Source organism: Bacillus sp. AR4-2 (assembly GCF_008274865.1).
GTDB lineage: Bacteria > Bacillota > Bacilli > Bacillales > Bacillaceae_G > Bacillus_A > Bacillus_A cereus.
In genome coordinates, this window is record NZ_CP031062.1 from 4,399,800 (window position 1) to 4,423,122 (window position 23,323).

Below are 23,323 nucleotides of genomic sequence, written 5' to 3' on the forward strand. Positions count from 1 at the left end.
TCCCAACTCAACTCTTAATAACTTCTTTCGTTAACCCCTTCGCCTTCTCCAAAGCGTTTTTGATTTGTTCAAACCCAGTCCCGCCAGCACTGTTACGACGCTTTACAGCTGCATATGGTGACAGCACTTCATACAAATCTTCTTCAAATAAGGAGCTCATTTCTTTATATGTTTCAAGAGAGACATCTAATAAATAAATTCCTTTTTGTGTGCAATATAGCACTAACTTTCCAACAATTTCATGAGCTTGACGGAATGGTAGTCCTTTGTTCGCTAAATAGTCAGCAATTTCTGTTGCGTTGGAGAAATCTTGCGTCACAGCTTGCCCCATTTTTTCTTTGTTTACAGTCATCGTTTCAAGCATGCCCGCCATAATATGAAGGCATCCTTCTACTGTTTTAACTGTATCAAACATTCCTTCTTTATCTTCTTGTAAGTCTTTATTGTAAGCGAGCGGTAATCCTTTCATTACTGTGAGTAAACTGAATAAATTACCGTATACTCTGCCTGTTTTACCACGGATTAGTTCCGCCATATCCGGGTTTTTCTTTTGCGGCATAATGCTGCTTCCCGTTGCATATTGATCGCTCATTTCAATAAATTGAAACTCTTGGCTACTCCATAAAATAAGTTCTTCGCAAAAGCGTGATAAGTGCATCATAAGCATAGAGGAGTTACTTAGGAACTCCAGTATGAAATCACGATCGCTTACTGCATCTAAACTATTTTCATAGATTCCATTAAATCCAAGAAGCTCCGCACTATACTCTCGGTCAATGGGGAATGTCGTTCCAGCTAACGCTCCTGCTCCTAATGGCGAAATGTTAATACGTTTTAACGAATCTTCATAACGATTCACATCACGCTCTAACATCCAAAAGTAAGCGAGAATATGATGAGCAAATGAAATCGGCTGAGCACGTTGCAAATGCGTATAGCCAGGCATAATGGTTTCAATATTATTTTCTGCTTGATGAACAAGAACAGTTTGCAATTGCTTTGTAGCTTTTATAATATGTTCTACCTTTTCTTTTAAATACAAATGCATATCTGTCGCTACTTGATCATTACGACTTCGGCCAGTGTGAAGTTTTCCTCCTACTTCGCCAATTTGTTCAATTAACATTTTTTCGATGTTTAAATGAATATCTTCTGCTTCTACTGAAAATTGTAGCTTATTCTCTTTTGCTTCTTTCAATAAATATTGAAGACCTATCTTTATTTTCTCTGCTTCTTCTTGCGTAACGATGCCTTGCTTTGCTAGCATCGTTACGTGTGCCATACTCCCATTTATATCTTGATTTACTAATTGTTGATCGAAGGAGATGGATGCTCCGAACTCTTCAACCCATGCTTCCGCTTCTTCTGTAAAACGTCCGCCCCAAAGTTTGCTCACGCTTCCACCTTCTTTTGATTCACTTGGCTGTATACTTTCGTCGGTAAACCGAATAATGAAATGAATCCAACTGCTGCATCATGATTAAATTCATCTTGAGCAGTATATGTTGCTAATTTTTCATCGTATAAAGAGTATTCAGATTTACGTCCTTCTACAATCGCATGACCTTTAAATAATTTCACACGCACTGTACCTGTTACATTCTTTTGCGTTTCTTGTAAAAATGCATGAAGCGCTTGTTTTAAAGGCGAGAACCATAAACCATTATAAATAAGTTCTGTTATTTTCTGTTCAATCACTGGTTTAAAATGTGCTACTTCTTTTACGTGTGTTAAATCTTCCAACTCTTTATGCGCAGTGATTAACGTCATTGCTGCTGGGCATTCGTATACTTCACGAGATTTAATACCGACAAGACGATTTTCTACGTGATCAATACGTCCAACGCCGTGTTTTCCAGCAAGCGCATTTAACGTTTTAATTAATTCTGCAAGTGAATATGCAGTGCCATTTAAAGTAGTCGGTACGCCTGCTTCAAATCCGATTTCTACAAACTCTGGTTTATTCGGTGTATCTTCTAATGCCAATGTCATCTCATATGCATCTTCTGGCGGCGCTGCCCATGGATCTTCTAAAATTCCACATTCGTTGCTGCGTCCCCATAAGTTTTGATCGATTGAAAACGGGCTATCTAAATTAATCGGAATTGGTACATCGTTTTCTTTTGCATAGGCAATTTCTTCTTCACGTGACCACTTCCATTCACGTACAGGTGCAATCACTTCTAAGTAAGGATTTAATGCTTGAATAGAAACTTCAAAACGAACTTGATCATTTCCTTTCCCTGTACATCCGTGTGCAACTGCAGTTGCGCCTTCTTGTTCTGCGATTTCTACTAATTTCTTCGCAATAAGCGGACGAGATAATGCAGAGACAAGAGGGTATTTCCCTTCGTATAATGTGTGTGCTTGCATCGCCATCAATGCATATTCGTTTGCAAATTCTTCTTGAACATCAATCATATATGATTTAATTGCACCTACTGAAAGTGCCTTTTCTTTTACAAATGCTAAGTCTTTACCTTCCCCTAAGTCTAAACAAAGCGCGATAATATCATAATTCTTCTCTTGTAACCATTTAATTGCAACGGAAGTATCAAGACCTCCGGAATATGCTAATACAACTTTTTTCTTCTCCATTTTGCATCCCCCTAAAGAATAAATATTCATTTTCTTTTATAATAATTCACACTTTACCACCTTTCACAAAATGTATCAAGAGTCATTTTCAAATTTTTTCAAACAATTTCGTCGAACTTCTTTCTGTTTTTATGTACAATATAAGCAGGAAAACGGGGGTGAACTTATGGAAAAGTATTTCTTATACGATGAACATCTAGGAATTGAAATTCCACATTTACAAGAAGACTGGGAAGAAATCCCCGAAAAAATGCAACATGCTATTTTACTAAAATGGGAACAAGTTCGCGGGAAAATTCCTGATCGTATAAAAGAACTTGAGCACTATATTAATACAAAACAATATTATTTAAATAACGAAGAAGACTTCGAAGTTTCTTGTAAACTAAATTCAGAAATTGCCGATCTTGCTTCCATCATTAATGACCTTTGGCTTTGGTATCGACTCACTCAAAATGTATCTGAGGGGAAAGCACACCAATGAAAAAAGCATGCCCCTCAATAACTTTGGGTCATGCTTTTTTTGTCATAACATGATTTACAATATATTTCTTGTGCTGTTTTCGCCAAACATACATCGAATGGACCAACTAATATACTTCTTTCTTTCGGCAACTTTACAAAAGCAACAAGCTCTTCTTCATATTGAATTTTTTTCTGACATGAAATGCATATTAATTCTTTTCTTTTGAACATGTCTTTTAGCATACCTTCACTCTCCCCTTCATCTATCTATATTAATATACTCTCATAACAGTTAAGACTTGTAAAAAAATGACACATTCTGAATCGAATGATTCATATACTATGTACAAAAGGAGGTTTAAAAATTATGCGTGCTTTCGTTATTATCACTTTAACTTTTTTAAGTGCGATTAGTTGGGATGCGTTTTTTAAAGATAAAAGTGATGAAAAGAACACAACGGAATAAAACCCTTTTTTCTTACTTATTGGACAAACCGTTATAAACTGTCCAATCCTCCGAAATAACTTAGGCTTTTCTACAAAAATATTTAAACATAACATTTTTTGTAGATTCCCTCCGTTTATTGTCGGTTTCCATCCGCATACATTTTTTAAAAGTATGATATAATAGTATAAATCTTGAAGGAAGGGATTTTGATATCATGATCGCTCGAAGGAGCATGTGGCATCGTATTGACGAATCATACACGTAGCGTATTTTTCAGCTCAGATACTTTAGTCTAGCGAAAAAAATACGAGAGTGGGGAAATTATGATTGCCCGAAGGATAATTTGGCAAAAAAAAGACTCTTCTTACACATAGCGTTTTGTTTAGGACTTAATTGTTACTAACTAAACAAAACAAAGAAGAGCAGGATTGCTAAATGAAGAATCCTACTCCACGTTTTGTTTAGTCGTTTTAAGACTTAAACTAAAACGAAGGTAGGGAGAATTGATGGACGAGAGGATTATTCGTTATTTCTTCAGCGACATATAGCGTAGTTAGTTTTTTCGTAAACTAACTGAAAGCTACATGTGAGCTCGTAGTTAGTTTACAACACAAAAAGGACTACTAACTACGGAAAGAAGGAATAACGATGAGGAACATCCAAAGTCGGCAAATTATTAAAGAAATTTTTATGGTTTTAATCGGTTCATTTATTTTAGCAGCAGCGCTATATCACATTCACTTCCAAAACCACTTAACAGAAGGTGGCTTTGTAGGAATTGCACTATTCATTCAAAACTTTTATGATATTTCACCATCTATTTCAACTGTATTAATGGATATCCCAATTATTTTACTGTGTGCTTCATTTTTAGGTAGAAAAATGGTTGGCTATTCATTCCTAGGTTCAATTTCATTCGGAGTATTTTATTCCTTTATGGAAAATTATTCTCCATTTACGGTAGATTTATCAAATAACTTATTTATAGCTGCAGTAGTTGGCGGTGCGTTAGCTGGTATTGGACTCGGTTTTATATTGCGATTTGGCGGTGCAACCGGTGGAGACGATATTTTAACAATTGTATTAAGTAAACGAACTCGTTTTACAATTGGGCAAATTTTCTTCGTCTTTGACGCGATTGTTCTTGCGCTTTCATTATATTATTTAAATTGGACAGAAATTGCTTTTACTATTCTTTCGATTGCCGTACAGGCAAAAACATTGGATTTAATTTATTATCCAAAAACAGAAAAAACAGCAGAAAAGCAGCCAGTATCTGTTCCAATGTCTAAAAAACATGCAACAAATTAAAAAAGCGAAAGGCTTCGGCCTCTCGCTTTTTTTATGCTCTTTTTTCTTTCTCGACTATATGGCGCACTTGATAAAATCTATTTGCAAATTCAGTAACGTTTCTTGTTAAACGATAATTCACTGTAGATCCAATTGCCATTCCAATTACCGGTATACCTTGGAATAATTTACGACGAAGAGCATAAATCGAAAATGTCTTCAAAATTTGTTTTAACACAACCTCAGTAGAAGCTGTTTGTAGCACTGCTTCGTCTCCTTCGTAAAAGAACGAATCTTCTTGCTCCAGCTCTTGCAATAAATTGTACCATGCATATTGCTGAAGTCTTCCTGGTAGTAATGACGCATGAAACACCTTTAACGCAAGCATCATTTCATACGGCTTGTTCACATCATGTCCAAATGATGTTGCAATAAGTTGGACTGCCTTCACATTTAACGCGATCATAACCGGAAAATCCGCCGTTAATAATAATAAACCTCCAGCACCTGTTGCCCCACCTTGTACAAATGAATATAGACGATGACGTGCTGTTTGCTGCTCTGCTATGTATGTTAATTGATCAATAGATAATGCTTTCAAATCTTCAAGCTGTTCAATCGATTCATCAAATAACCTTGATGTTCCTAAAATCCGATTACGTGCATCTAACTGTGCTTGTGAACTTTGAATAAATGCATGCAAATGAAAGAGCCATCCATCTGCTTTCGTGAAGAATTCTTTTCGCTTTTTCTCAGGTAATTTCGCAACTGTAGCATGTAACCATTTATCAAACACTTTTTGAAAATCGGTCGCTTCTTGCTCAACTAATTGCGCTTCCCATTCTTTTATATTGTCTAAAATGGCTTGTTCTCGCTTCGATCGCATCGTAACAACCACCTCGTTCGATTTTTTTCTATTGTAACATATTTCTGCTTATTCTTTACAAATATGCTTGTCTATCTTTATTCACATACCATTTTTGAATGGCATAAAATATTAACAAAAAGGATGAGATAAATCACATGAATCTATCCGATATAAAAAAAGAATATAATGCGGTATTCAGCTTAGGACAAAACTGCTGGCCCGCTTGGGCATTATATCAATTAGAATTATCACCATTTTTTGGCGTTATTGATTTTATGCTAAGTCCCTCATTAGAAAAAGTGAATGTATTATTACAAAATCGATTTGACCGCTTTTTAAATTTCGAAAATTTATCCTTCATCTCATTTTGGGATGATGATGCAAAATTAAGATTAAGGGACAACCTTTATGAAATTGACTCCTGTCATGACTTTAAAACAGATGTAAATACACCAACTTCTTGGCCTTCTTATACAGAAATTAAGTTAAACTATGAACATCGTATTAATCGTTTTCTAGCTACAATTGAAACGGCCGAATCCATATTATTTATTCGAACTGGAGGAACATATGAAGAAGCATGTTCCCTAGAACAAAGTTTATCTCAAATCGTTACACATACATTCTCTGTCCTGTTACTAATTCCTGCCGATATACCAACTATCACCCAAGAAGATTGGGGATTACAACGTATTTGCGTTATGAAATGTCCTATTATGGATGTATACCAATACAATGAAGCATTTTGGAAAGACTTATTTGATGGAATTACAATTAGACCGCACACTTAAATACACGATACTTTTATCACACCATACATTATAATCGTCCTTATACAAAACAAATAAGGAGTGATTCTATATGTATCCACGTGCAAAAGCTTTCGGTCTTGCTGTACATCAAGATCGCCTTCTCGTACAAGAATATTATACAGAAGGCGAAATATATTATCGTCCTCTTGGCGGTTCAATTGAACTTGGTGAAAAATCAGCACATACTGTTATTCGGGAGTTTAAAGAAGAGCTTCATACGGAGATAGAAATCACCAATTATTTAGGGTGTTTAGAAAATGTCTTTCATCTCGATGGAGACATTGGTCATGAAATCATTCAACTATATTCTTTGCGTTTATTAGACACGTCACTATATGAAATGAAAATATTAAATATACAAGATGAAGAAACAGTAGCGTATGCGAAATGGATTCCTATTACAGCATTCATTCAGAAAGAAAAAATATTATATCCAGATGGAGTTTTAAAATACATCCAAAAGAAAAAAGACGAAATCCTATAGGATCTCGTCTTTCTTTTCATATATTAACCAATATCTCCAAGACGTAGTACGTCACGAGCAATCATAACTTCTTCGTCAGTTGGAATTACGATAATTTTTACTGGAGAGTGTGGGAAGCTGATGAATGCTTCTTCACCGAATACGTTATTACGTTTTGCATCGAAGTATACGCCCATGTACTCAAGGCCTTCTAATACACGCTCACGAATAATCGCACTGTTTTCACCTACACCAGCTGTGAAGATGATTGCGTCTACACCTTTCATACGAGCAGTGTAAGAACCGATGTATTTGTGGATACGGCTTACGAATACATCAAGTGCTACTTTCGCACGGTGGTCGCCTTCTTCTTCTTTCGCAATGATGTCACGTAGGTCACTAGAGTAACCAGTAAGACCTAACATACCACTCTTCTTGTTTAATACGTTAACTACTTCTTCTACTGTTTGGCCTGTTTTTTCCATGATGTATGGAATTAACGCAGGGTCAAGGTTACCAGAACGTGTACCCATTGTTACACCAGCAAGTGGTGTGAAGCCCATAGAAGTATCGATAGATTTACCGCCTTCTACTGCTGCGATACTTGCACCGTTACCTAAGTGACAAGAAAGTAAGCTTAAGCTTTCAATTGGACGACCTAATAATTCAGCCGCACGCTCAGTTACATATTTATGAGAAGTTCCGTGGAAACCGTATTTACGGATGCCGAATTTTTCATAGTACTCATATGGTAAGCTGTATAGGAATGCAGATTCCGGCATTGTTTGGTGGAATGCTGTATCGAATACTGCTACTGCTGGTACGTTTGGTAATACTTCTTGGAATGCTTTAATACCAACAACGTTTGCTGGGTTATGAAGTGGTGCTAAATCGCTTAATTCTTCGATATCAGCTAATACTTCATCAGTAATTAAAACAGAGTCAGCAAATTTTTCGCCGCCGTGAACAACACGGTGACCGATACCGCCAATCTCATCTAGAGATTTAACGATTCCGTTTTCAGTTAACTTTTTAAGAAGCATATTAACTGCTACTGCGTGATCTGGAATGTTTGTAATTTCTTTTTGTTTTTCGCCATCTACAGTAATAGTGAAGATACTATCTTCTAAACCGATACGTTCTACTAAACCTTTTGTTAATACTGTTTCACTTGGCATTTCAAATAATTGGAATTTTAAGGAAGAGCTTCCTGCGTTAATCGCGATGATTTTTGACATCTAGTCTTTCGCCCCTTTTTCTCTTGGTAGTTGTGTGGATGTTTCCACAAACCGCTCGATTTTATCTGATCAAATTCACTAAATATGAAAACGTTTCATCATTAGCAAATTTTATACTCACGATTTTAATTTAAACATCGTCCGACATATATTTCAAGTGAAAAAATTGTAACACCAAGAAAAAATATATATTACAGATTTCAAAAAAATTCAGTTAAATCTTGTATATATTTAAAAATATGACATATTATATAAAACTGTACTACATAAATCACTAATGCTGTTACATATACCTAGCTTTATTTATGTGTTGCAAACCAAGTATTTAATTGATCCATAATGTCTTCCATCGCCTTCATGTTAGAGAATTTAGGCAACTCCACTAATAACGCCTGTTTTGGCATTGTTACATTAGCGCCTTTCTTTTGGAGAACAAATATACTTTTTGCATTTTTCTCGTTTTTAAACATGGAAACAGGAAGCTGTAATAACCCTTGAATAAAGCATGTTTCTTTAATAAATGCATGTAATTTCGGTGCTTGGTCACTTTCAAAAATGAAGTTTGGTACTAAGAAGAATAAGTAACCGCCCTCTTTCGTATGTTTCACACTTTGTTCAATAAATAAGTGATGGGCATACGACATTCCTTCATCTGCTTTTAATTTATATTCACTTGCACCGATTTCGTTTGGATAATAACCAACTGGCAAGTCTGAAACGACTGCATCAACTGGATCGATATAAAGTGGTGCTAGTCCATCTTGATGGAAGAATTCGATTGCATGCTTTTGTAAATTTGCATTTACTAAAGCAAGTTTAATTAGCACTTCATCCACTTCTACACCAAATCCACTCATTGTTAGTCCTTCTTTAGCGCTATTAAACACTGTAGTCATTAAGTTACCTGTTCCAATTGCAGGATCTAAAACTGTAATTTCATTTTGACCTTGCATAAATTTATGGAATAAGTAACTCATGAACATCCCAACTGCATCAGGTGTCATTTCGTGATTCGCTTGTACGCCTTCTTTCATTCCTTTTAAGATGGCTAACTGAAATGCTTTACGAATTTCTTCACCTTTATATGTTTCTTCATTAAACGTACTATATTCACGATTCAGCCTTTCAATTGCTGATTCGGATAATTCCTCTTGTAAAATCGCTCCCTCAAACAAGTTATCACCTGTTTCTACAAGCGCCTCTAAATATGTTACATCTAATTCTTTACGTAAAACTACCGCAGAAGAATCAAAAATAGAAAATAATGTTTCTACTGTCTGACTCACGTACATTCCTCCTTCTCTCTTTTACACATAACTTATATCATACCACAAAGTGATTTTTTCCAAAAAGAAAAAGCGACCTCCTGTAAAGAGCTCCCCTTTAGTTATATATGATATAACGTTTTTTCTCATATATCGATGCCGTTACAGAGCAATATATGAGAAAAAACGACCTCTTTATAAGAGGTCATTTTCTTCACATTACTTCGCAGATTTAGCTGCTTCTAATGCTGCTTCATAGTTTGGATGGCTTGTACCTTCGCTTACGTATTCTACGTAAACTACTTTGTCATTGCTATCTACTACGAATACTGCACGAGCAAGTAAACGAAGTTCTTTCATTACTAAGCCGTAAGCTTCACCGAATGAAAGGTCGCGGTGGTCAGAAAGTGTTACAACATTTTCTAAACCGTTTGCTGCACACCAGCGTTTTTGAGCGAATGGTAAATCAGCGCTAATTGTTAATACTTTCGCGTTTTCAATACCTGCTGCATCTTGGTTAAAACGACGTGTTTGTGCATCACACACACCTGTGTCGATTGAAGGTACAACACTAATTAATTTCACTTCGCCTTTGTATGTTTCTAAACTTACTGGAGATAAGTCGTTTGCTAATACTTGGAAGTTTGGCGCTTGATCGCCAACTTTAACTTCTGTTCCAACTAAAGTCATTGGATTACCTTTAAAAGTTACGTTTGCCACTTGAAAATCCTCCCTTATTTAAACAAAATATGTACAATGTAAATGATAGTTTGTCCCTATCGATAATGCAAATAAAATCGCTTTATTTACAAAAAAATTAAAGAAGCTAACCTATTGATTAGCTTCTTTATTCGTTAAATTTGAAATTCAGGATCATCTTCTTTTCGTTTATCCATCATTTCTTTCACTTTATCAACAGCTTGTGGCGCTAATTCAATTATCTTATCGATGACGTGTGTTTGTTTATCTAAGTGCAATACTTTCACACCATCTCCATTTATAACAAGAAAGGCAACAGGATTAATAGAAACTCCTCCACCACTTCCCCCGCCAAATGGATGACGGCCTGAATGTTCTACTTTACCAAATTCACTTCCACCAGCAGCAAATCCGAAACTTACTTTCGAAACTGTAAGAATTACGCTTCCATCTGCCGCTTTAATTGGGTCACCAACAATTGTATTTACATCAGTCATTTGTTTTAAATGCTGCATTGCTGTTGTCATTAAACCTTGAATTGGATGGTCCATTCTATATCCCCCCTATGCTTGAACAGATTTTTCTGTCATACCAGATCTTTGTCTTCTCATAAATACGAGTAATTTGACGCCAGTTTTTATAGCGCGGAATATACGAAAAGATGCTGTTAACTCGCATCTTGATGCAAATCCTTTCCCTTGAAAAACTGGGGTAATTTCAAATTCTGGTACGTCGACAATATGCATATATTGTCCGACAACTCCAGCAGCCATACCTTTTGTCCCCCATGCATATCCAGTGACAATTCCAGTACTAGCTGCATCGCCTGCTCCAATTTGTGTATGCCATTTCCAACCATTGATTTTCACTCGTTTGAGAAAATCTTTAACAATAGTATGAACTTCTTGAAGCTTTTTTATCAGTTCACCAATGCTGTCAAGTTGCGCCATAATTTTATTATCGAGTCCGCCGTCCTCTTCAGCTTTTTCGATTTTCTGTCCTGTCTTTTTCTGCTGTTTTTCAATTCTTTCCAACACATCAAATGTATATCGAATCATCCATATTTTCACTTGAAGCAAACATTGCTTTTCCATTTCTGAATATAAAAATGTCACCTTAAGCTTTATTTTCGACAATAGTATAAACAAAATAAAAAGAAGAAGAATTATTATTCCAATTACGAGCCACTTCATACGTATCATCCTTTCACTCCGTACCCATTATCGACAAGTTTATTCATCGTTAAACAGAGTTTTATAAGATTGAATATAAAAATTTTTCTAAAAATAAAAAGGTATTTTGACAATTTATATCGAAATATATTATTTGAACATATCATCAGGGAACGGACTCTAATGATATGTAGCACGAAAAACAGAAAATTTAACTGCAGTGGAGGGATACATAATGGCAGATCGTCGCAATTTATTTTTCTTTTATGGTGATGACAAAGCAACGCTCGTTGAAAAAATGAAACCAATCTATCGTATTTTAGAAGAGAATGGATTTACCATATTAGATCATCCAAAAAATGCAAACGCTATCGTCAGTGTTGGAGATGATGCAACCTTCTTACAAGCCGTTCGTAAAACTGGTTTTAGAGAAGATTGCTTATACGCAGGGATTTCTACGAAAGATGAAATTTCTTTCTACTGCGATTTCCATATTGATCACGTTGATACAGCCCTTCAAGAAATTACAAAAAATGAAATTGAAGTGCGAAAATATCCAACAATTCAGGTAGATGTAGATGGCAGTACATCTTTCCATTGTTTAAATGAGTTCTCATTACGTTCTAGCATTATTAAAACATTCGTTGTAGATGTTCATGTTGATGATTTATATTTCGAAACATTTAGAGGGGACGGTTTAGTAGTTTCTACCCCAACAGGAAGTACTGCTTACAATAAATCATTGCATGGTGCAGTTGTTGACCCGCTTATCCCATGTTTCCAAGTAAGCGAACTAGCATCTTTAAACAACAACACTTACCGTACGCTCGGTTCACCTTTCATTTTAAATCACGAACGTACATTAACTTTAAAACTAAGACCAGACGGTAACGATTATCCTGTTATCGGCATGGATAACGAAGCGCTTAGCATTAAACAAGTGGAAAAAGCTGTTGTACGCTTAAGCGATAAACAAATTAAAACAGTTAAATTAAAAAACAACTCTTTCTGGGAAAAAGTACAGAGAACGTTTTTATAAGATTAAAATAACCGCAGAATTATGGAATTCCATAATTCTGCGGTTATTTATTTCCCCCGATTGGCGCGAACAATAATCTCTTACTATCCGGCCGTTATTCTTGTCAGTTTTTGTTGGTAAGTCGATATATTCCGAAAACCGCTCATATATTTTTACGCATCTTTTCTATAGACAACTTGGCCATCTATTACGGTCATTTCTGCTTGTACTTCTTTTATTTCTTCTGCCTCAATTTCAAAAATATTGCGGTCTAATATTGTAAAATCTGCTTCATATCCTTTTGCAATTTGCCCTCGCTTCGCTTCTTTTCCGATTGCATAGGCACTTCCTGTTGTAAATAAAGAAACAGCCTCATAAACCGTTAATCTTTCCTCAGGCATATAGCATATACCGTCAATAAAACTTCTACGTGTAACAGCGCTATATATGCCTAAAAACGGATTCACTTGTTCAATGGGAGCATCTGAGCCACCGTTGCAGTGTAATCCTGCTTCCAGTAACGTCTTCCAAGCGTACGCATAACGAAGACGGTGCTCGCCTAGTTTTTCAATGACTGACGGAAAATCTGATGAAAGAAAGACTGGCTGTATATCGATAATGGCTTGCAAGTTTTTCATTCTTTCTATCAACTCTTCACGAGCAAGCTGACAATGAATAATACGGTCACGTAACCCTTCTGCTGGTGGATATAATTCGAGTGCATCAATGACATATTCAAGCGATAAGTCACCGATAGTATGAATCGCAACTGGCATATGTAAATCTCGTGCTTTCTTTACTAATTCCGCAAGTTCTTCACGTGAGAAAATCGCAACTCCATTTGTTTCCTTCGCATCTTCATACGGTTCACTTAATAATGCTGTTCTTCCGCCAAAAGAACCGTCAGAGAAAATTTTCATTGCTCCAAATTCAATACAATGTTCATTTTCATATTCTTTTCGTTCATGTGCTACTTCATGGTGAACGAGCAAATGGGCTTTAAATGGCATTTCTTTTATAACGTGAGAAAACGCATTATATGTTTTTCTAAAACCACCATAATAATTTAAATCTTCCGTATGCCCGCCAACAAGTCCGTATTTCCAGCAATCTTTAATCGCTGTTTGCAGAGCTCTTTGTAAATAAGCTTCATCAATTTCTGGCTGAACATGTTTAATTAATTCTTGCCCTTGTTCATATAAAAGCCCTGTTAACTTATTTGATGAATCTCTACCAATTTTCCCGCCTTTTGGATCTTCTGCCTTTTCTGTTATATTCGCTTCTTGCAGTATGTATGAATTTACCCATGTAACGTGACGACAAACTCGCTTTAATAAAATGGGATGTTCTTTCGAAATTTCATCTAAATCACGTGCATGAACATCTTTCGTATCTGTAAAGTTATTTTCATTCCATCCTTCTCCAATAATCCAAGAGCCCTTTGGAGCTTCTTCCACTCGCTTCTGAACAAGAGTAAGCACTTCGCCATAAGATGTACAATTTGATAAATCTAGACGGAGTAATCTCTCTCCATGCCCAATAAGATGCATATGACTATCAACGAGACCTGGGATCATTGTTTTGCCTTTTAAATCGTACAATGTAACCGCGGCATATTGGTTTTCTAACTCTTCTTTACTTCCAACATCAACGATCGTACCGTTTTCAACGTAAACAGCGTCCACTTTTTCATTTTCTTCTCTCACTGTGTAAATGGTGCCGCCATACCAAATTTCTCCCATATATCCCATCTCCTTTATTTTTTATTGTATAAAAAAAAGCACCATTTCAAAACATGGTGCTTTTCTAAAAATTACTTTTGTTCGGTAGTAGATGTTGTAACTTGCCATTCAATATTAAATTTATCTTTTACTTGTCCGTATGCTGGGCTCCAGAATGTTTCTTGAAGTGGCATGATAACTTCTCCACCTTCTTGTAACTTATCGAATACTTCTTTTGCTTTTTCTGCATTACTAATTTGAATTGCGATTGTTACTTGAGATCCGATTGCATGCCCTTGACCTGGGAATGTATCAGAAATCATAAGATCCGTATTACCAACTTTTAAAGTAGCGTGTAAAACGCGCTCTTTCGCTTCAGCTGGAATCGGGTATTCTGGATTTTCAGGCATGTCACCAAAAGTTTGCATGACTTCTACTTTTGCATCTAAAGCCTCTTTATAAAACTGTACAGCTTCTTGCCCACTACCATCTAAAACTAAGTACGGATTAATACCTAAAATCATACGGACACCTCTTTTTTAAATTTATAAAATCGAACTTGTGTTCGTTTTTATTTTATCATTGATTTACATTTCATTCAACTATTTACTTCACTGTTTTCAAAATTATTTTGACGGAATCTCCATCTCTTGTTTTCTAAGTTCAATACGGCGAATTTTTCCAGAAATCGTTTTTGGTAGTTCATCTACAAATTCAATTTTGCGAGGGTATTTATATGGTGCAGTGAGTTCTTTGACGTGTTGTTGGAGTGTTGGAATTAATATTTCTTCGTTCTTTTCTATATTCTCTCTTAATACGATAAATGCCTTCACGACACTTCCACGAATTTCATCAGGACTTGCGACAACTGCACATTCTCTTACGTAAGGATGTTTTACAAGTGCATCCTCTACTTCAAACGGCCCGATTGTATAACCAGAGCTAATAATGATATCATCGCCGCGCCCTTCAAACCAGAAGTAGCCGTCTTCATCTTTCTTCGCTTTATCACCTGTAATATAATAATCACCGCGAAATTGCATCGCTGTACGCTCATCGTCTTTGTAATATTGTTTAAAGAGGGCCGGCGTTTCAATGTGAACTGCAATATCACCAACTTCGCCTACTTTAACTGGAGTACCTTCCTCATTTACGATATCGACATGGTTACCTGGCGTTGGTTTCCCCATTGATCCTGGTCTAATATCCATCCCTTTCATTACACCAACAAGTAATGTGTTTTCCGTTTGCCCATAGCCGTCTCTCACTGTAATATGAAAGTGCTTTTTGAACGTTTCAATGACTTCTCTATTTAACGGCTCACCTGCCGATACAGCGCTATGTAGTGCCTCTAAATTGTACTGGCTTAAATCTTCTACCTTTGCCATTAATCTATACTCAGTCGGTGTACAACAAAGTACATTCACCTTATTATCGTCTAATAAGTTTAGGTACGTTTTCGGTTCAAACTTACCGTGATATACAAACCCTGTTGCCCCTGATCCTAAAGTTGCTAAAAACGGGCTCCAAATCCACTTTTGCCAGCCTGGACTAGCTGTTGCCCATACAATATCATTCTCTTCAATTCCGAGCCAATTTGGAGCGCTCGTACGTAAATGAGCGTATGCCCACGCATGTGTATGAACGACACCTTTTGGATTTCCTGTCGTTCCTGACGTGTAAGATAAAAAGACCATATCTTCTTTATCTGTCTTCGCCATTTCTAACATGTCACTCTCTGTTTCTAACGCTGTTTTTAAATTAATCCATCCATCTACTGACTGCTCGCTCAGGACAAATTTTCGAAGAGATTCCATCGCTTCTATATCATCAAACTGCCTAATATACGGCTCATAGCTTACTATCGCTTTTACTTCTCCATGTCCAATTCGATATTCTATATCTTTTTTACGTAACATTTCCGAGCTTGGAATTACGACAAATCCTGCTTTAATAGCAGCAATATACGTCATGTACGCTTCAATTAAACGCGGCATCATAATGAGAAGCTTGTCCCCTTTTTGCAAACCACTTTTTATAAAAGCGTTTCCAATTTTATTCGCACCTTGCATTAATTCAGCGTATGTAACTTCCCTTCGATTCCCTTTATCATCTTGCCAAATTAAAGCTAACTTCCCTTTATCACCTGTATATTTCTCTATTTCAGAAACTAAATTATAAGACGGTGGCGCCAACAATTCTTCTCGCTTCATAAAATATCCTCCCTTTTCTTTATGCCTCCTTTATATAATAAAGAATTTTCAGTTAATTTTGAACCCTCTTCTTTTGACAAATTTTTCAGTTCTGTCGAATTAGTAAACGAAATTACATCGACTTACCGACAAATAGCGACACAACACAAAAAAAGAAAGAGCGGGAGAACCCGCTCTTTCTAAGCCATCATATGGGATTATTTTTGGTAACCGCCTAATTGTTGCTCAGCTAGTGAAACTAGACGTTTAGTGATTTCACCACCAACAGAACCGTTAGCGCGAGCTGTTGCATCAGCTCCAAGTTGAACACCAAACTCTTGAGCGATTTCGTATTTCATTTGGTCTAATGCTGATTCAGCACCAGGAACCGCTAATTTATTTGTGCTACGTGACATGTTATATCACCTCCTTGTGAGTATAGAGTGTGATAAATAACATGACTTCATACACGTTTTAGATATGGTAATTTATGGTTTTAGAAAAGTTCTTCAAATTTTTCTTCTTCCGCCACTACTTCTACCGTTTGTAATACCATTGTTTCTTTGTTCGCTACAGCTTCATCGATTAATGGTGTGAAATCGTATTTCGCTTCAAAACGATTTGCTTTTTCACGTTTCGGCTTCGTCGCTGGGCTTGCTGGTGTGAATACAGTACAGCAATCTTCATATGGACGAATTGAAATATCATACGTGCCGATTTCTTCAGCGATTTTAATAATCTCTAATTTATCCATCGTAATAAGCGGACGAATAACTGGGTAGTTTGTTACTTCGTTAATCGTATGCATACTATCTAACGTTTGGCTTGCTACTTGTCCAAGACTTTCACCAGTCGTAATTGCAAGTGCGTTACGCTCCTCAGCAATGCGTTCTGTAATACGCATCATCATACGGCGCATAACCGTCATTGAATAGCTAGATGGGATTTCTTTATTAATCGTTTTTTGCACTTCTGTAAACGGAACAAGGTGAAGCGTTACTCGTTTACAATACTTCGTTAACTCTTGTGCTAAATCGATTACTTTTTGTTTTGCACGCTCACTTGTGAAAGGTGGACTATGGAAGTGAACTGCTTCCACAGATACGCCGCGTTTCATCGTTAAGTAAGCTGCTACTGGGCTATCAATACCACCAGAAAGAAGTACCATTACTTTTCCGCCAACGCCAACTGGTAAACCGCCAGCTCCCATACGCTCATCGCACATGATATAGCTATAGCCACTGCGGATCTCTACGCGTACATTTACATCTGGATTATGAACATCTACTGTAATATCTTCTGTATTTTCTAGAATGTGTCCGCCAATCTCAGGTAATAATTCCATCGTTCTCATTGGGAAATGCTTATAAGAACGGTGTACAGTAATTTTAAATGTTTTCACATCACCTTTTACTTGTAAGAAAGCTGCTAATGCACCTTCTTTAATGTCTTCTAATTCTGATGGTACTTTCATCGCTAAGTTAAACTTATGAATACCAAATACATCCTTCAATCTTTCAGAGACTGCTTCATGATCTTCACCATTTAACTGGATGTACATACGATCATGTGTTGCATCGATTTTAATATTTGGGAATTTTTTCAGTTTGAACTTCACGTTATCTTTTAATGTGCTTACAAACTTAGAACGGTTCTTACCTTTTGTCGTCATTTCTCCGTAACGCACTAAAATATATTCATATTTCAACATAATTTCTTTACCTCATCACTTCATATAATTTTGGCATCGTCTCTTTTACAATACCTTCAAATTGTTTTACTTCTTCCATTGTGTTTTCTGGTGCCAAACTAATACGAATAGCGCTTGCAGCTGCTGCATGCGGCACTCCCATTGACACTAACACTCTGCTCACTTCATTTGCTTTTGAAGAACAAGCAGATTTCGTTGACACATATACACCGTGTTCTTCTAAAGCATGAACGACTACTTCTGGTTTTAAACCAACAAATGATACATTTAAAATGTGCGGTGCTGCATATGCAAGCGACGTGTTAATCGTTACATCTTCCATCTCTTTAAAGAAACGAACAAGCTCTGCTTGTAAACTTTGCAAATGAGCTACCTTTTCTTTCACTTGTTCCATTGTCATACGAAGTGCTTTCACCATCGCTACAATGCCAGGTAAATTTTCTGTACCAGAACGATACTTAAGCTCTTGTTGACCACCTGATAAAATCGGATCTAATCTTACGCCATCGCGTACATAAAGAAGACCCGTTCCTTTTACACTGTGGAATTTATGTCCAGATATTGAGCAAAGATCAATATGAGACGCATATAAATCAAGCGGTACTTTCCCTATCCCTTGTACATGATCTACATGGAATCTTATTTTCGGATGATTCGATAATAACGTTCCAATTTCAGCAACGGGCTGAATTGCTCCAGTTTCGTTGTTCACATGAATAATTGACACAAGAATCGTATCTTCACGAAGTGCTCGTTTCACATCTTCTACCGACACAACACCATGCTCGTTAACCGGTAAATATGTTACATCAAACCCGAGTTCTTCTAATTGCTTATATGCCTCAAACACAGACGCGTGTTCAATATTTGTTGTAATGATATGTTTGCCACGCGAACGATTCCTCATCGCTATCCCTTTAATCGCAAGGTTATTCCCTTCCGTTCCACCTGATGTAAAAATAATTTCAGAAGGTTTAACACGAAGAAGCTGCGCTGCAATCGTTCTTGATTGTGTTAATAGACGCTCTGCCTCTCCTCCAAGCGAATGAATAGAAGAAGGATTACCAAAATATTTCCCAGCAACCGTCACGTACGATTGAAGAGCTTCTGGATATGGCTTCGTCGTCGCACTATTATCAAAATAGATCATCGTTCTTCCCCTTTCAGCGCTATCACATCGTATAATCATATCATAAATACGTGTCATTACGCTAAGACTACGCAAAGGTTCCATTTTATCTCGATTGGTGAAGGCTAATAATTGTCGAGGATGCCCTCCTATTACAGTTTCACTTTATCCCGCATGAACGGGCAATAAGACTCTCACCTCAAAATCCAGTTAGAGCAAAGAAGTTAGGTAGGAGTCGGGCTGTCCGTAAATGCCCGATTGGTGAAGGCTAGTAATCAATGGGGATGAATCCTCCTACTGATTACAGTTTCACTTTATTTTGAAACGAATAACCTTGCTGTATTCCGCTATTCATTATAGCAACATCGTCTGCAAAATTACACAAAAAAACAAACCCTTTTATGAAAGGGTTTGTTCATTGTCTACATATTCAGCTATTTTTTGAACAACGCCAGGTTCAAGTTGCTCTAATACTGAAGCCGCTTGTTCTAAAGCTGCATCGTATTGGTATTCACGGAATAATTTCTCAGCATAATTTAAACTTTCTGCTAGGTTTTCATCATGACTACGGTAACGGTTACCGTACTGAATTAATTTTTCCACTAAATATGCTTGTCCAATTAACTCTTCTGTCATTTCAGCCACACCGTTCACAGTTGTGTATGCTTCTTCTAAACTGCTATTTACAGCGTTCATATTTAACGGCTTCACTTCTAATTGTTCATATACAGCTTGCATTGCCATTTGCCCTCTTTTTAAATCTTCCATAATACTCTCTGGAAGACCTGGCAAATTCGACTTTTGCATAAAGCGTTTCGTTTCGAAAATAGTATTTCGCATTTCTTGTAACTTCTCACGTGCTTCAAATTCTTCTTTGCGCATCGCTTGCAGCATTTCTTTATATTCTGCATGAAGTACTTTTAACGTTTCACATTGCTCATAAACCTCTTCTAGTTCCTCACGAATAATAGAGAAGGCAATATCTTGTTCTGCAACGCGTAATTGTAGCATTTCAAAACGTTTCGTTAAAATGTGCATTTGCTTTTCAATTACTTTTTGAGACTCAATGTCTTTATCTTGTAACTGATAGCTTTGTTTCACAAGTTGTGTTTCTGTTTTCGTTTCAATCGTTTCGATACGCATTTCTTCTAAGTCATCGTAAACAGAAAGTGTTTTTTGCTCCACATAATGTCTCGCATGTACTTCTTGTTCCAATTGATCGTAGAAGCCATCTAAACGTGTTTTTAAGTTTTCTACTTTTTCAGCCGCTTCTGTTATATGAAGCTCCTGTATATCCATTAAACATGTTTGTAGTTGTTTCGTCATATCGCGAACTTCTTTAGGGACTTCCAAATAATCTAATACATAACCTTGTCTTACCATATCATTATGTCCGTGTAATAAATCTTCCAGCTGAACTGGTAACGTCGCTTGACACTCTACCAATAAATCTGGAATTTGGTGAATAATGATTTCTAAATCTGCTAAACCTTCTTCCAAACTAATAACAATTTCTCTCGCTTTTAAATAGTCGCCATTGTTTGTTGCTTCTTCAAAGGTTTTAAATTTCTCAGATTCAGCGTCTAGCATCTCTTCGATTTTCTGCTCTGCTGCTCCATACATATGTCTATGAGCAAGAACACTCTTTTTCATACTACGATATGTATCACGTAACCCTTCAATTTCCGAGCTATTTTTCTCATGGCTTTCTAACAATTGCTGTAATTCATTTAAAATGTCAGTAATACGATTATCAGCGTCATCTAAACCACTTATGGATTCGTTCATCGCATGCTTTGCTTTTCGGAAGGAGAATTGCGAGGCGAATTTTCGCGCTTGCGCTAAATCTTTGTCAGCTTTCGGAAGGGTTGTTGATACAATTTCATCCCATTCTTCACGCCATTTACCAAACAGTTCTTCTGTTTGACCCGTCATGTTTAAATCTTTTACCCGTTTTAGTTCATCTGCCACAGGTTTATCTTTTATCTCTTGTTTCCACTGCTCCAGTGCTTCAATATCTTTATATGAACGATTTCTTATCACAAGCTCTATCATGAGCAGCACTAGAATAGAGCTTACTACAATGATAACGATCGTCAGGATAGAATCCATGCAAAAAAGCCTCCTAGTTATATCTCTTTTTTTGTCCGTTCCGTTTATGAAATGGAAGGCATTATGTATAAAAAGGGAATTCCCCTATATTTAACAACTAACAATGTACTAATCATACCATGTAATGGTTTGTTTTTGACCTAGTTTTTTTTAAAATTTCATGTTTCTTTCAATGTGATTGTAATCTTTCTCAATATTCCGCCTACCTCACTCCCTATCCTCAAATGATTGTAATAACAAACAATCTTTCGTATGGGATACGAAATAAATTTTCCGCATGAGTGGTGGTTCAACAGAAATTACATGTACATTTCCTTGCCTTACAGACTGCTCTACTGCCCTTTCTGGAAGTAACGTGATACCAAGGCCAGCTTTTACCATTGCAAGCATCGGTTCTGCGTAAGATGTTTCCACAGCTATAGTTGGTTTTACACCTATTTCATGAAACATGTTCATAATCATTTTCCTTACATCACATATTTCTGGATATACAATTAATTTTTCATTGTGCAGCTCTTCTATTTGAATGACTATCTTCTCTTTGTACGGATGATTATTTGAAACGGCACAAACAATTTTCTCTTGTTGCACTTCTTTTATATACGTAGCACCTTCTACTACTGAATCGATGAACATCGCGTCAATCTCCCGCGCTTTAAATAAATCTCTTAATACTTCCGTATGCCCGATTTGCCATTCCACTTCGAACTCATCACCTAATATATCTTTACATTCTGATATGTAATGCTCCGCTAAACTCGGTAGTATACCAATTGAAAACTTCCGGTTCTCTTGATACCCCCTCATTTCTGTTTTCACTTCATTTATTTGCTCCAAAATCGGTAACATTCTTTTTATAAATAACTCTCCTGCCTCCGTTAACTCTACTCCTTGCGCAGAACGTTTAAGTAAAGTAACCTCTAAATCCGCTTCTAACTTTTGAATTTGTTTACTAAGCGCTGGTTGTGATATATGTAAAATCTTACTTGCCTTTGATAAACTTCGCGTATGCTTCACTTCAATAAACGATCGTACTGCCTCCAAATCCATCGTACACACCTCTAACAAAAAGTTATAACCGTTATAAGAAATCGATATTTCCTCCTATAAACAATTACTCTTTATACTTATTTCATCAACTTACTATAACGAAATGTAAAGGGGAAAGATACTCTTGAACAAAAAACAAATGCTACTCGGATCCTTTCTATGCTTACTCGCCGTCACTGCCTGGGGATTTATGTTTCCTGTAATGGCAAGTGCTCTGCAATTTATCGATCCATTCTTCTTCACAACGCTTCGCTATGGATCAGCAGCTATTATTTTTCTTATTTTGCTATTAATTACTGAAGGAAAGACTTCACTCCGCTTAGAAAAAAGAACACTTTCTCTATTCTTTTACGGGACAGTCGGTTTCGCGGGGTATGGTTTTCTCGTTTTCTACGGACAGCAACTTGCCGGACCTTCCGGAGCAATCCATGCAGCTATGATTCAATCCCTTATGCCACTGATTGCCTTATCACTGCAATGGATAACCCAAAATCGCCGCCCACAAAACTATACATTCCTTTGTATGTTCGTTGCATTACTTGGTGTTATGCTTGTCATTTCAAAAGGAAATATTGAATTACTATTTGGAGCTGCAAGCCACTTATCAACAAATATATTGATGCTATGCGGCGTTACTTGCTGGGTCATTTATACAAACGGGGCTGCTCGTTTTCAATCTTGGTCACCACTTAGGTACACGACATTAACTTGTTTATTTGGCTCCATTTCACTCATCGTTATTGTTACTTTCTTAACGTACACAAATATAGTTACTATGCCGTCACTGCGTACAGTTGTGAGCGTTCGTTTTGAGCTCTTTTATATGTCGATTATCGCAGGCGTTATCGCTGTATTTTGCTGGAATATGGGAAATCGCTATATTTCATCTATTAACGGCATATTATTTATGAATTTAGTTCCTATCCTTGCACTCATTGGTTCTATCTTTCGAGGTTATACAGTCGATAAAATTGAAATCGCTGGAGCTGCATTAACAATTATCGCGCTATTATGTAACAATTTATGGCAAAGAAAAGTAAACATAAAAATCCCCACCTCAGTTCGTTAGGTG

General features: G+C 36.7%; 23 protein-coding genes. 6 read left to right on the top strand and 17 right to left on the bottom strand.

Features of this window, described 5'->3' with window-relative positions; genetic code table 11:
* Positions 1–7: 7 nt before the first annotated feature.
* Positions 8–1,396: an argininosuccinate lyase gene (gene argH, locus DN399_RS22720; protein WP_000041295.1), complete on the bottom strand. Its 1,389-nt coding sequence runs from the start codon at positions 1,394–1,396 to the stop codon at positions 8–10.
* Complete coding sequence (locus tag DN399_RS22725; protein ID WP_000412315.1) at positions 1,393–2,598, bottom strand: argininosuccinate synthase; 1,206 nt, start codon at positions 2,596–2,598, stop codon at positions 1,393–1,395. The genes argH and DN399_RS22725 overlap by 4 nt, the downstream gene beginning before the upstream one ends.
* 166 nt (positions 2,599–2,764) lie before the next feature.
* On the opposite strand from DN399_RS22725, the gene DN399_RS22730 reads away from it, so the two are divergent.
* Positions 2,765–3,082 carry a hypothetical protein gene (locus DN399_RS22730; RefSeq protein ID WP_006926467.1) on the top strand — a complete coding sequence of 106 codons (318 nt, stop codon included), beginning with the start codon at positions 2,765–2,767 and terminating at the stop codon, positions 3,080–3,082.
* A 14-nt stretch (positions 3,083–3,096) separates the two neighbouring features.
* On the opposite strand, the gene DN399_RS22735 is transcribed toward DN399_RS22730, so the two are convergent.
* A complete protein-coding gene (locus DN399_RS22735; RefSeq protein WP_000910274.1) occupies positions 3,097–3,306 on the bottom strand; it encodes a hypothetical protein in 210 nt (69 codons plus the stop codon).
* Between the two features lie 853 nt (positions 3,307–4,159).
* Between DN399_RS22735 and DN399_RS22740 the strand changes: the two genes are divergently transcribed.
* Positions 4,160–4,822, top strand: a complete 663-nt coding sequence (locus DN399_RS22740; protein ID WP_001244515.1) for a YitT family protein — start codon at positions 4,160–4,162, stop codon at positions 4,820–4,822.
* 31 nt (positions 4,823–4,853) lie between these two features.
* Here the strand turns inward: DN399_RS22740 and DN399_RS22745 are convergent, their stop codons facing one another.
* Entirely contained in the window at positions 4,854–5,687 is an 834-nt protein-coding gene (locus tag DN399_RS22745) for an EcsC family protein (protein ID WP_001256850.1), read from the bottom strand.
* A gap of 137 nt (positions 5,688–5,824) precedes the next feature.
* Here DN399_RS22745 and DN399_RS22750 point away from each other — a divergent pair, with 137 nt between their 5' ends.
* Positions 5,825–6,460 carry a DUF1796 family putative cysteine peptidase gene (locus tag DN399_RS22750; protein WP_001053734.1) on the top strand — a complete coding sequence of 212 codons (636 nt, stop codon included), beginning with the start codon at positions 5,825–5,827 and terminating at the stop codon, positions 6,458–6,460.
* Between the two features lie 70 nt (positions 6,461–6,530).
* The gene (locus DN399_RS22755; RefSeq protein ID WP_000283500.1) at positions 6,531–6,965 is read left to right on the top strand and encodes an NUDIX hydrolase; all 435 of its coding nucleotides are present in this window, start codon (positions 6,531–6,533) and stop codon (positions 6,963–6,965) included.
* 23 nt (positions 6,966–6,988) lie between these two features.
* On the opposite strand, the gene ackA is transcribed toward DN399_RS22755, so the two are convergent.
* The 5 genes from ackA to DN399_RS22780 all read right to left on the bottom strand — a co-directional run bounded on the left by ackA (position 6,989) and on the right by DN399_RS22780 (position 11,348).
* Positions 6,989–8,182: an acetate kinase gene (gene ackA, locus DN399_RS22760; RefSeq protein WP_000034575.1), complete on the bottom strand. Its 1,194-nt coding sequence runs from the start codon at positions 8,180–8,182 to the stop codon at positions 6,989–6,991.
* Positions 8,183–8,481: 299 nt separating this feature from the next.
* Entirely contained in the window at positions 8,482–9,468 is a 987-nt protein-coding gene (locus DN399_RS22765; RefSeq protein WP_000084367.1) for a class I SAM-dependent methyltransferase, read from the bottom strand.
* 198 nt (positions 9,469–9,666) lie between these two features.
* Positions 9,667–10,167 (bottom strand): thiol peroxidase, encoded by a 501-nt coding sequence (gene tpx, locus DN399_RS22770; RefSeq protein WP_000024529.1) that lies wholly within the window; start codon positions 10,165–10,167, stop codon positions 9,667–9,669.
* Positions 10,168–10,301: 134 nt separating this feature from the next.
* Positions 10,302–10,697, bottom strand: coding sequence for a GerW family sporulation protein (gene ytfJ / locus DN399_RS22775; protein ID WP_000350003.1), 396 nt, complete (start codon positions 10,695–10,697; stop codon positions 10,302–10,304).
* Between the two features lie 12 nt (positions 10,698–10,709).
* Positions 10,710–11,348, bottom strand: coding sequence for a DUF2953 domain-containing protein (locus tag DN399_RS22780; RefSeq protein WP_002164419.1), 639 nt, complete (start codon positions 11,346–11,348; stop codon positions 10,710–10,712).
* 205 nt (positions 11,349–11,553) lie between these two features.
* Here DN399_RS22780 and DN399_RS22785 point away from each other — a divergent pair, with 205 nt between their 5' ends.
* A complete protein-coding gene (locus tag DN399_RS22785; RefSeq protein WP_000785177.1) occupies positions 11,554–12,357 on the top strand; it encodes an NAD kinase in 804 nt (267 codons plus the stop codon).
* 152 nt (positions 12,358–12,509) lie between these two features.
* Here DN399_RS22785 and DN399_RS22790 read toward each other — a convergent pair whose 3' ends face one another.
* From DN399_RS22790 to DN399_RS22825, 8 genes are all read right to left on the bottom strand, one after another.
* Entirely contained in the window at positions 12,510–14,078 is a 1,569-nt protein-coding gene (locus DN399_RS22790) for an amidohydrolase (RefSeq protein ID WP_016123446.1), read from the bottom strand.
* A gap of 71 nt (positions 14,079–14,149) precedes the next feature.
* Positions 14,150–14,581, bottom strand: coding sequence for a VOC family protein (locus DN399_RS22795; protein WP_000600350.1), 432 nt, complete (start codon positions 14,579–14,581; stop codon positions 14,150–14,152).
* A 102-nt stretch (positions 14,582–14,683) separates the two neighbouring features.
* Positions 14,684–16,270 carry an acyl-CoA synthetase MbcS gene (gene mbcS / locus DN399_RS22800; protein WP_000817766.1) on the bottom strand — a complete coding sequence of 529 codons (1,587 nt, stop codon included), beginning with the start codon at positions 16,268–16,270 and terminating at the stop codon, positions 14,684–14,686.
* 197 nt (positions 16,271–16,467) lie between these two features.
* On the bottom strand, positions 16,468–16,665 hold the full coding sequence (locus tag DN399_RS22805; protein WP_000091640.1) for an alpha/beta-type small acid-soluble spore protein: 198 nt from the start codon (positions 16,663–16,665) through the stop codon (positions 16,468–16,470).
* Positions 16,666–16,745: 80 nt separating this feature from the next.
* Positions 16,746–17,960, bottom strand: a complete 1,215-nt coding sequence (gene thiI / locus DN399_RS22810; protein WP_000922337.1) for a tRNA uracil 4-sulfurtransferase ThiI — start codon at positions 17,958–17,960, stop codon at positions 16,746–16,748.
* Positions 17,961–17,967: 7 nt separating this feature from the next.
* A complete protein-coding gene (locus tag DN399_RS22815) occupies positions 17,968–19,110 on the bottom strand; it encodes a cysteine desulfurase family protein (RefSeq protein WP_000638992.1) in 1,143 nt (380 codons plus the stop codon).
* Between the two features lie 378 nt (positions 19,111–19,488).
* Positions 19,489–21,201: a septation ring formation regulator EzrA gene (gene ezrA, locus DN399_RS22820; RefSeq protein ID WP_000377303.1), complete on the bottom strand. Its 1,713-nt coding sequence runs from the start codon at positions 21,199–21,201 to the stop codon at positions 19,489–19,491.
* 207 nt (positions 21,202–21,408) lie between these two features.
* The gene (locus DN399_RS22825) at positions 21,409–22,251 is read right to left on the bottom strand and encodes a LysR family transcriptional regulator (protein ID WP_000362529.1); all 843 of its coding nucleotides are present in this window, start codon (positions 22,249–22,251) and stop codon (positions 21,409–21,411) included.
* Positions 22,252–22,375: 124 nt separating this feature from the next.
* Here DN399_RS22825 and DN399_RS22830 point away from each other — a divergent pair, with 124 nt between their 5' ends.
* On the top strand, positions 22,376–23,320 hold the full coding sequence (locus tag DN399_RS22830) for a DMT family transporter (RefSeq protein WP_016123448.1): 945 nt from the start codon (positions 22,376–22,378) through the stop codon (positions 23,318–23,320).
* Positions 23,321–23,323 lie beyond the last annotated feature (3 nt).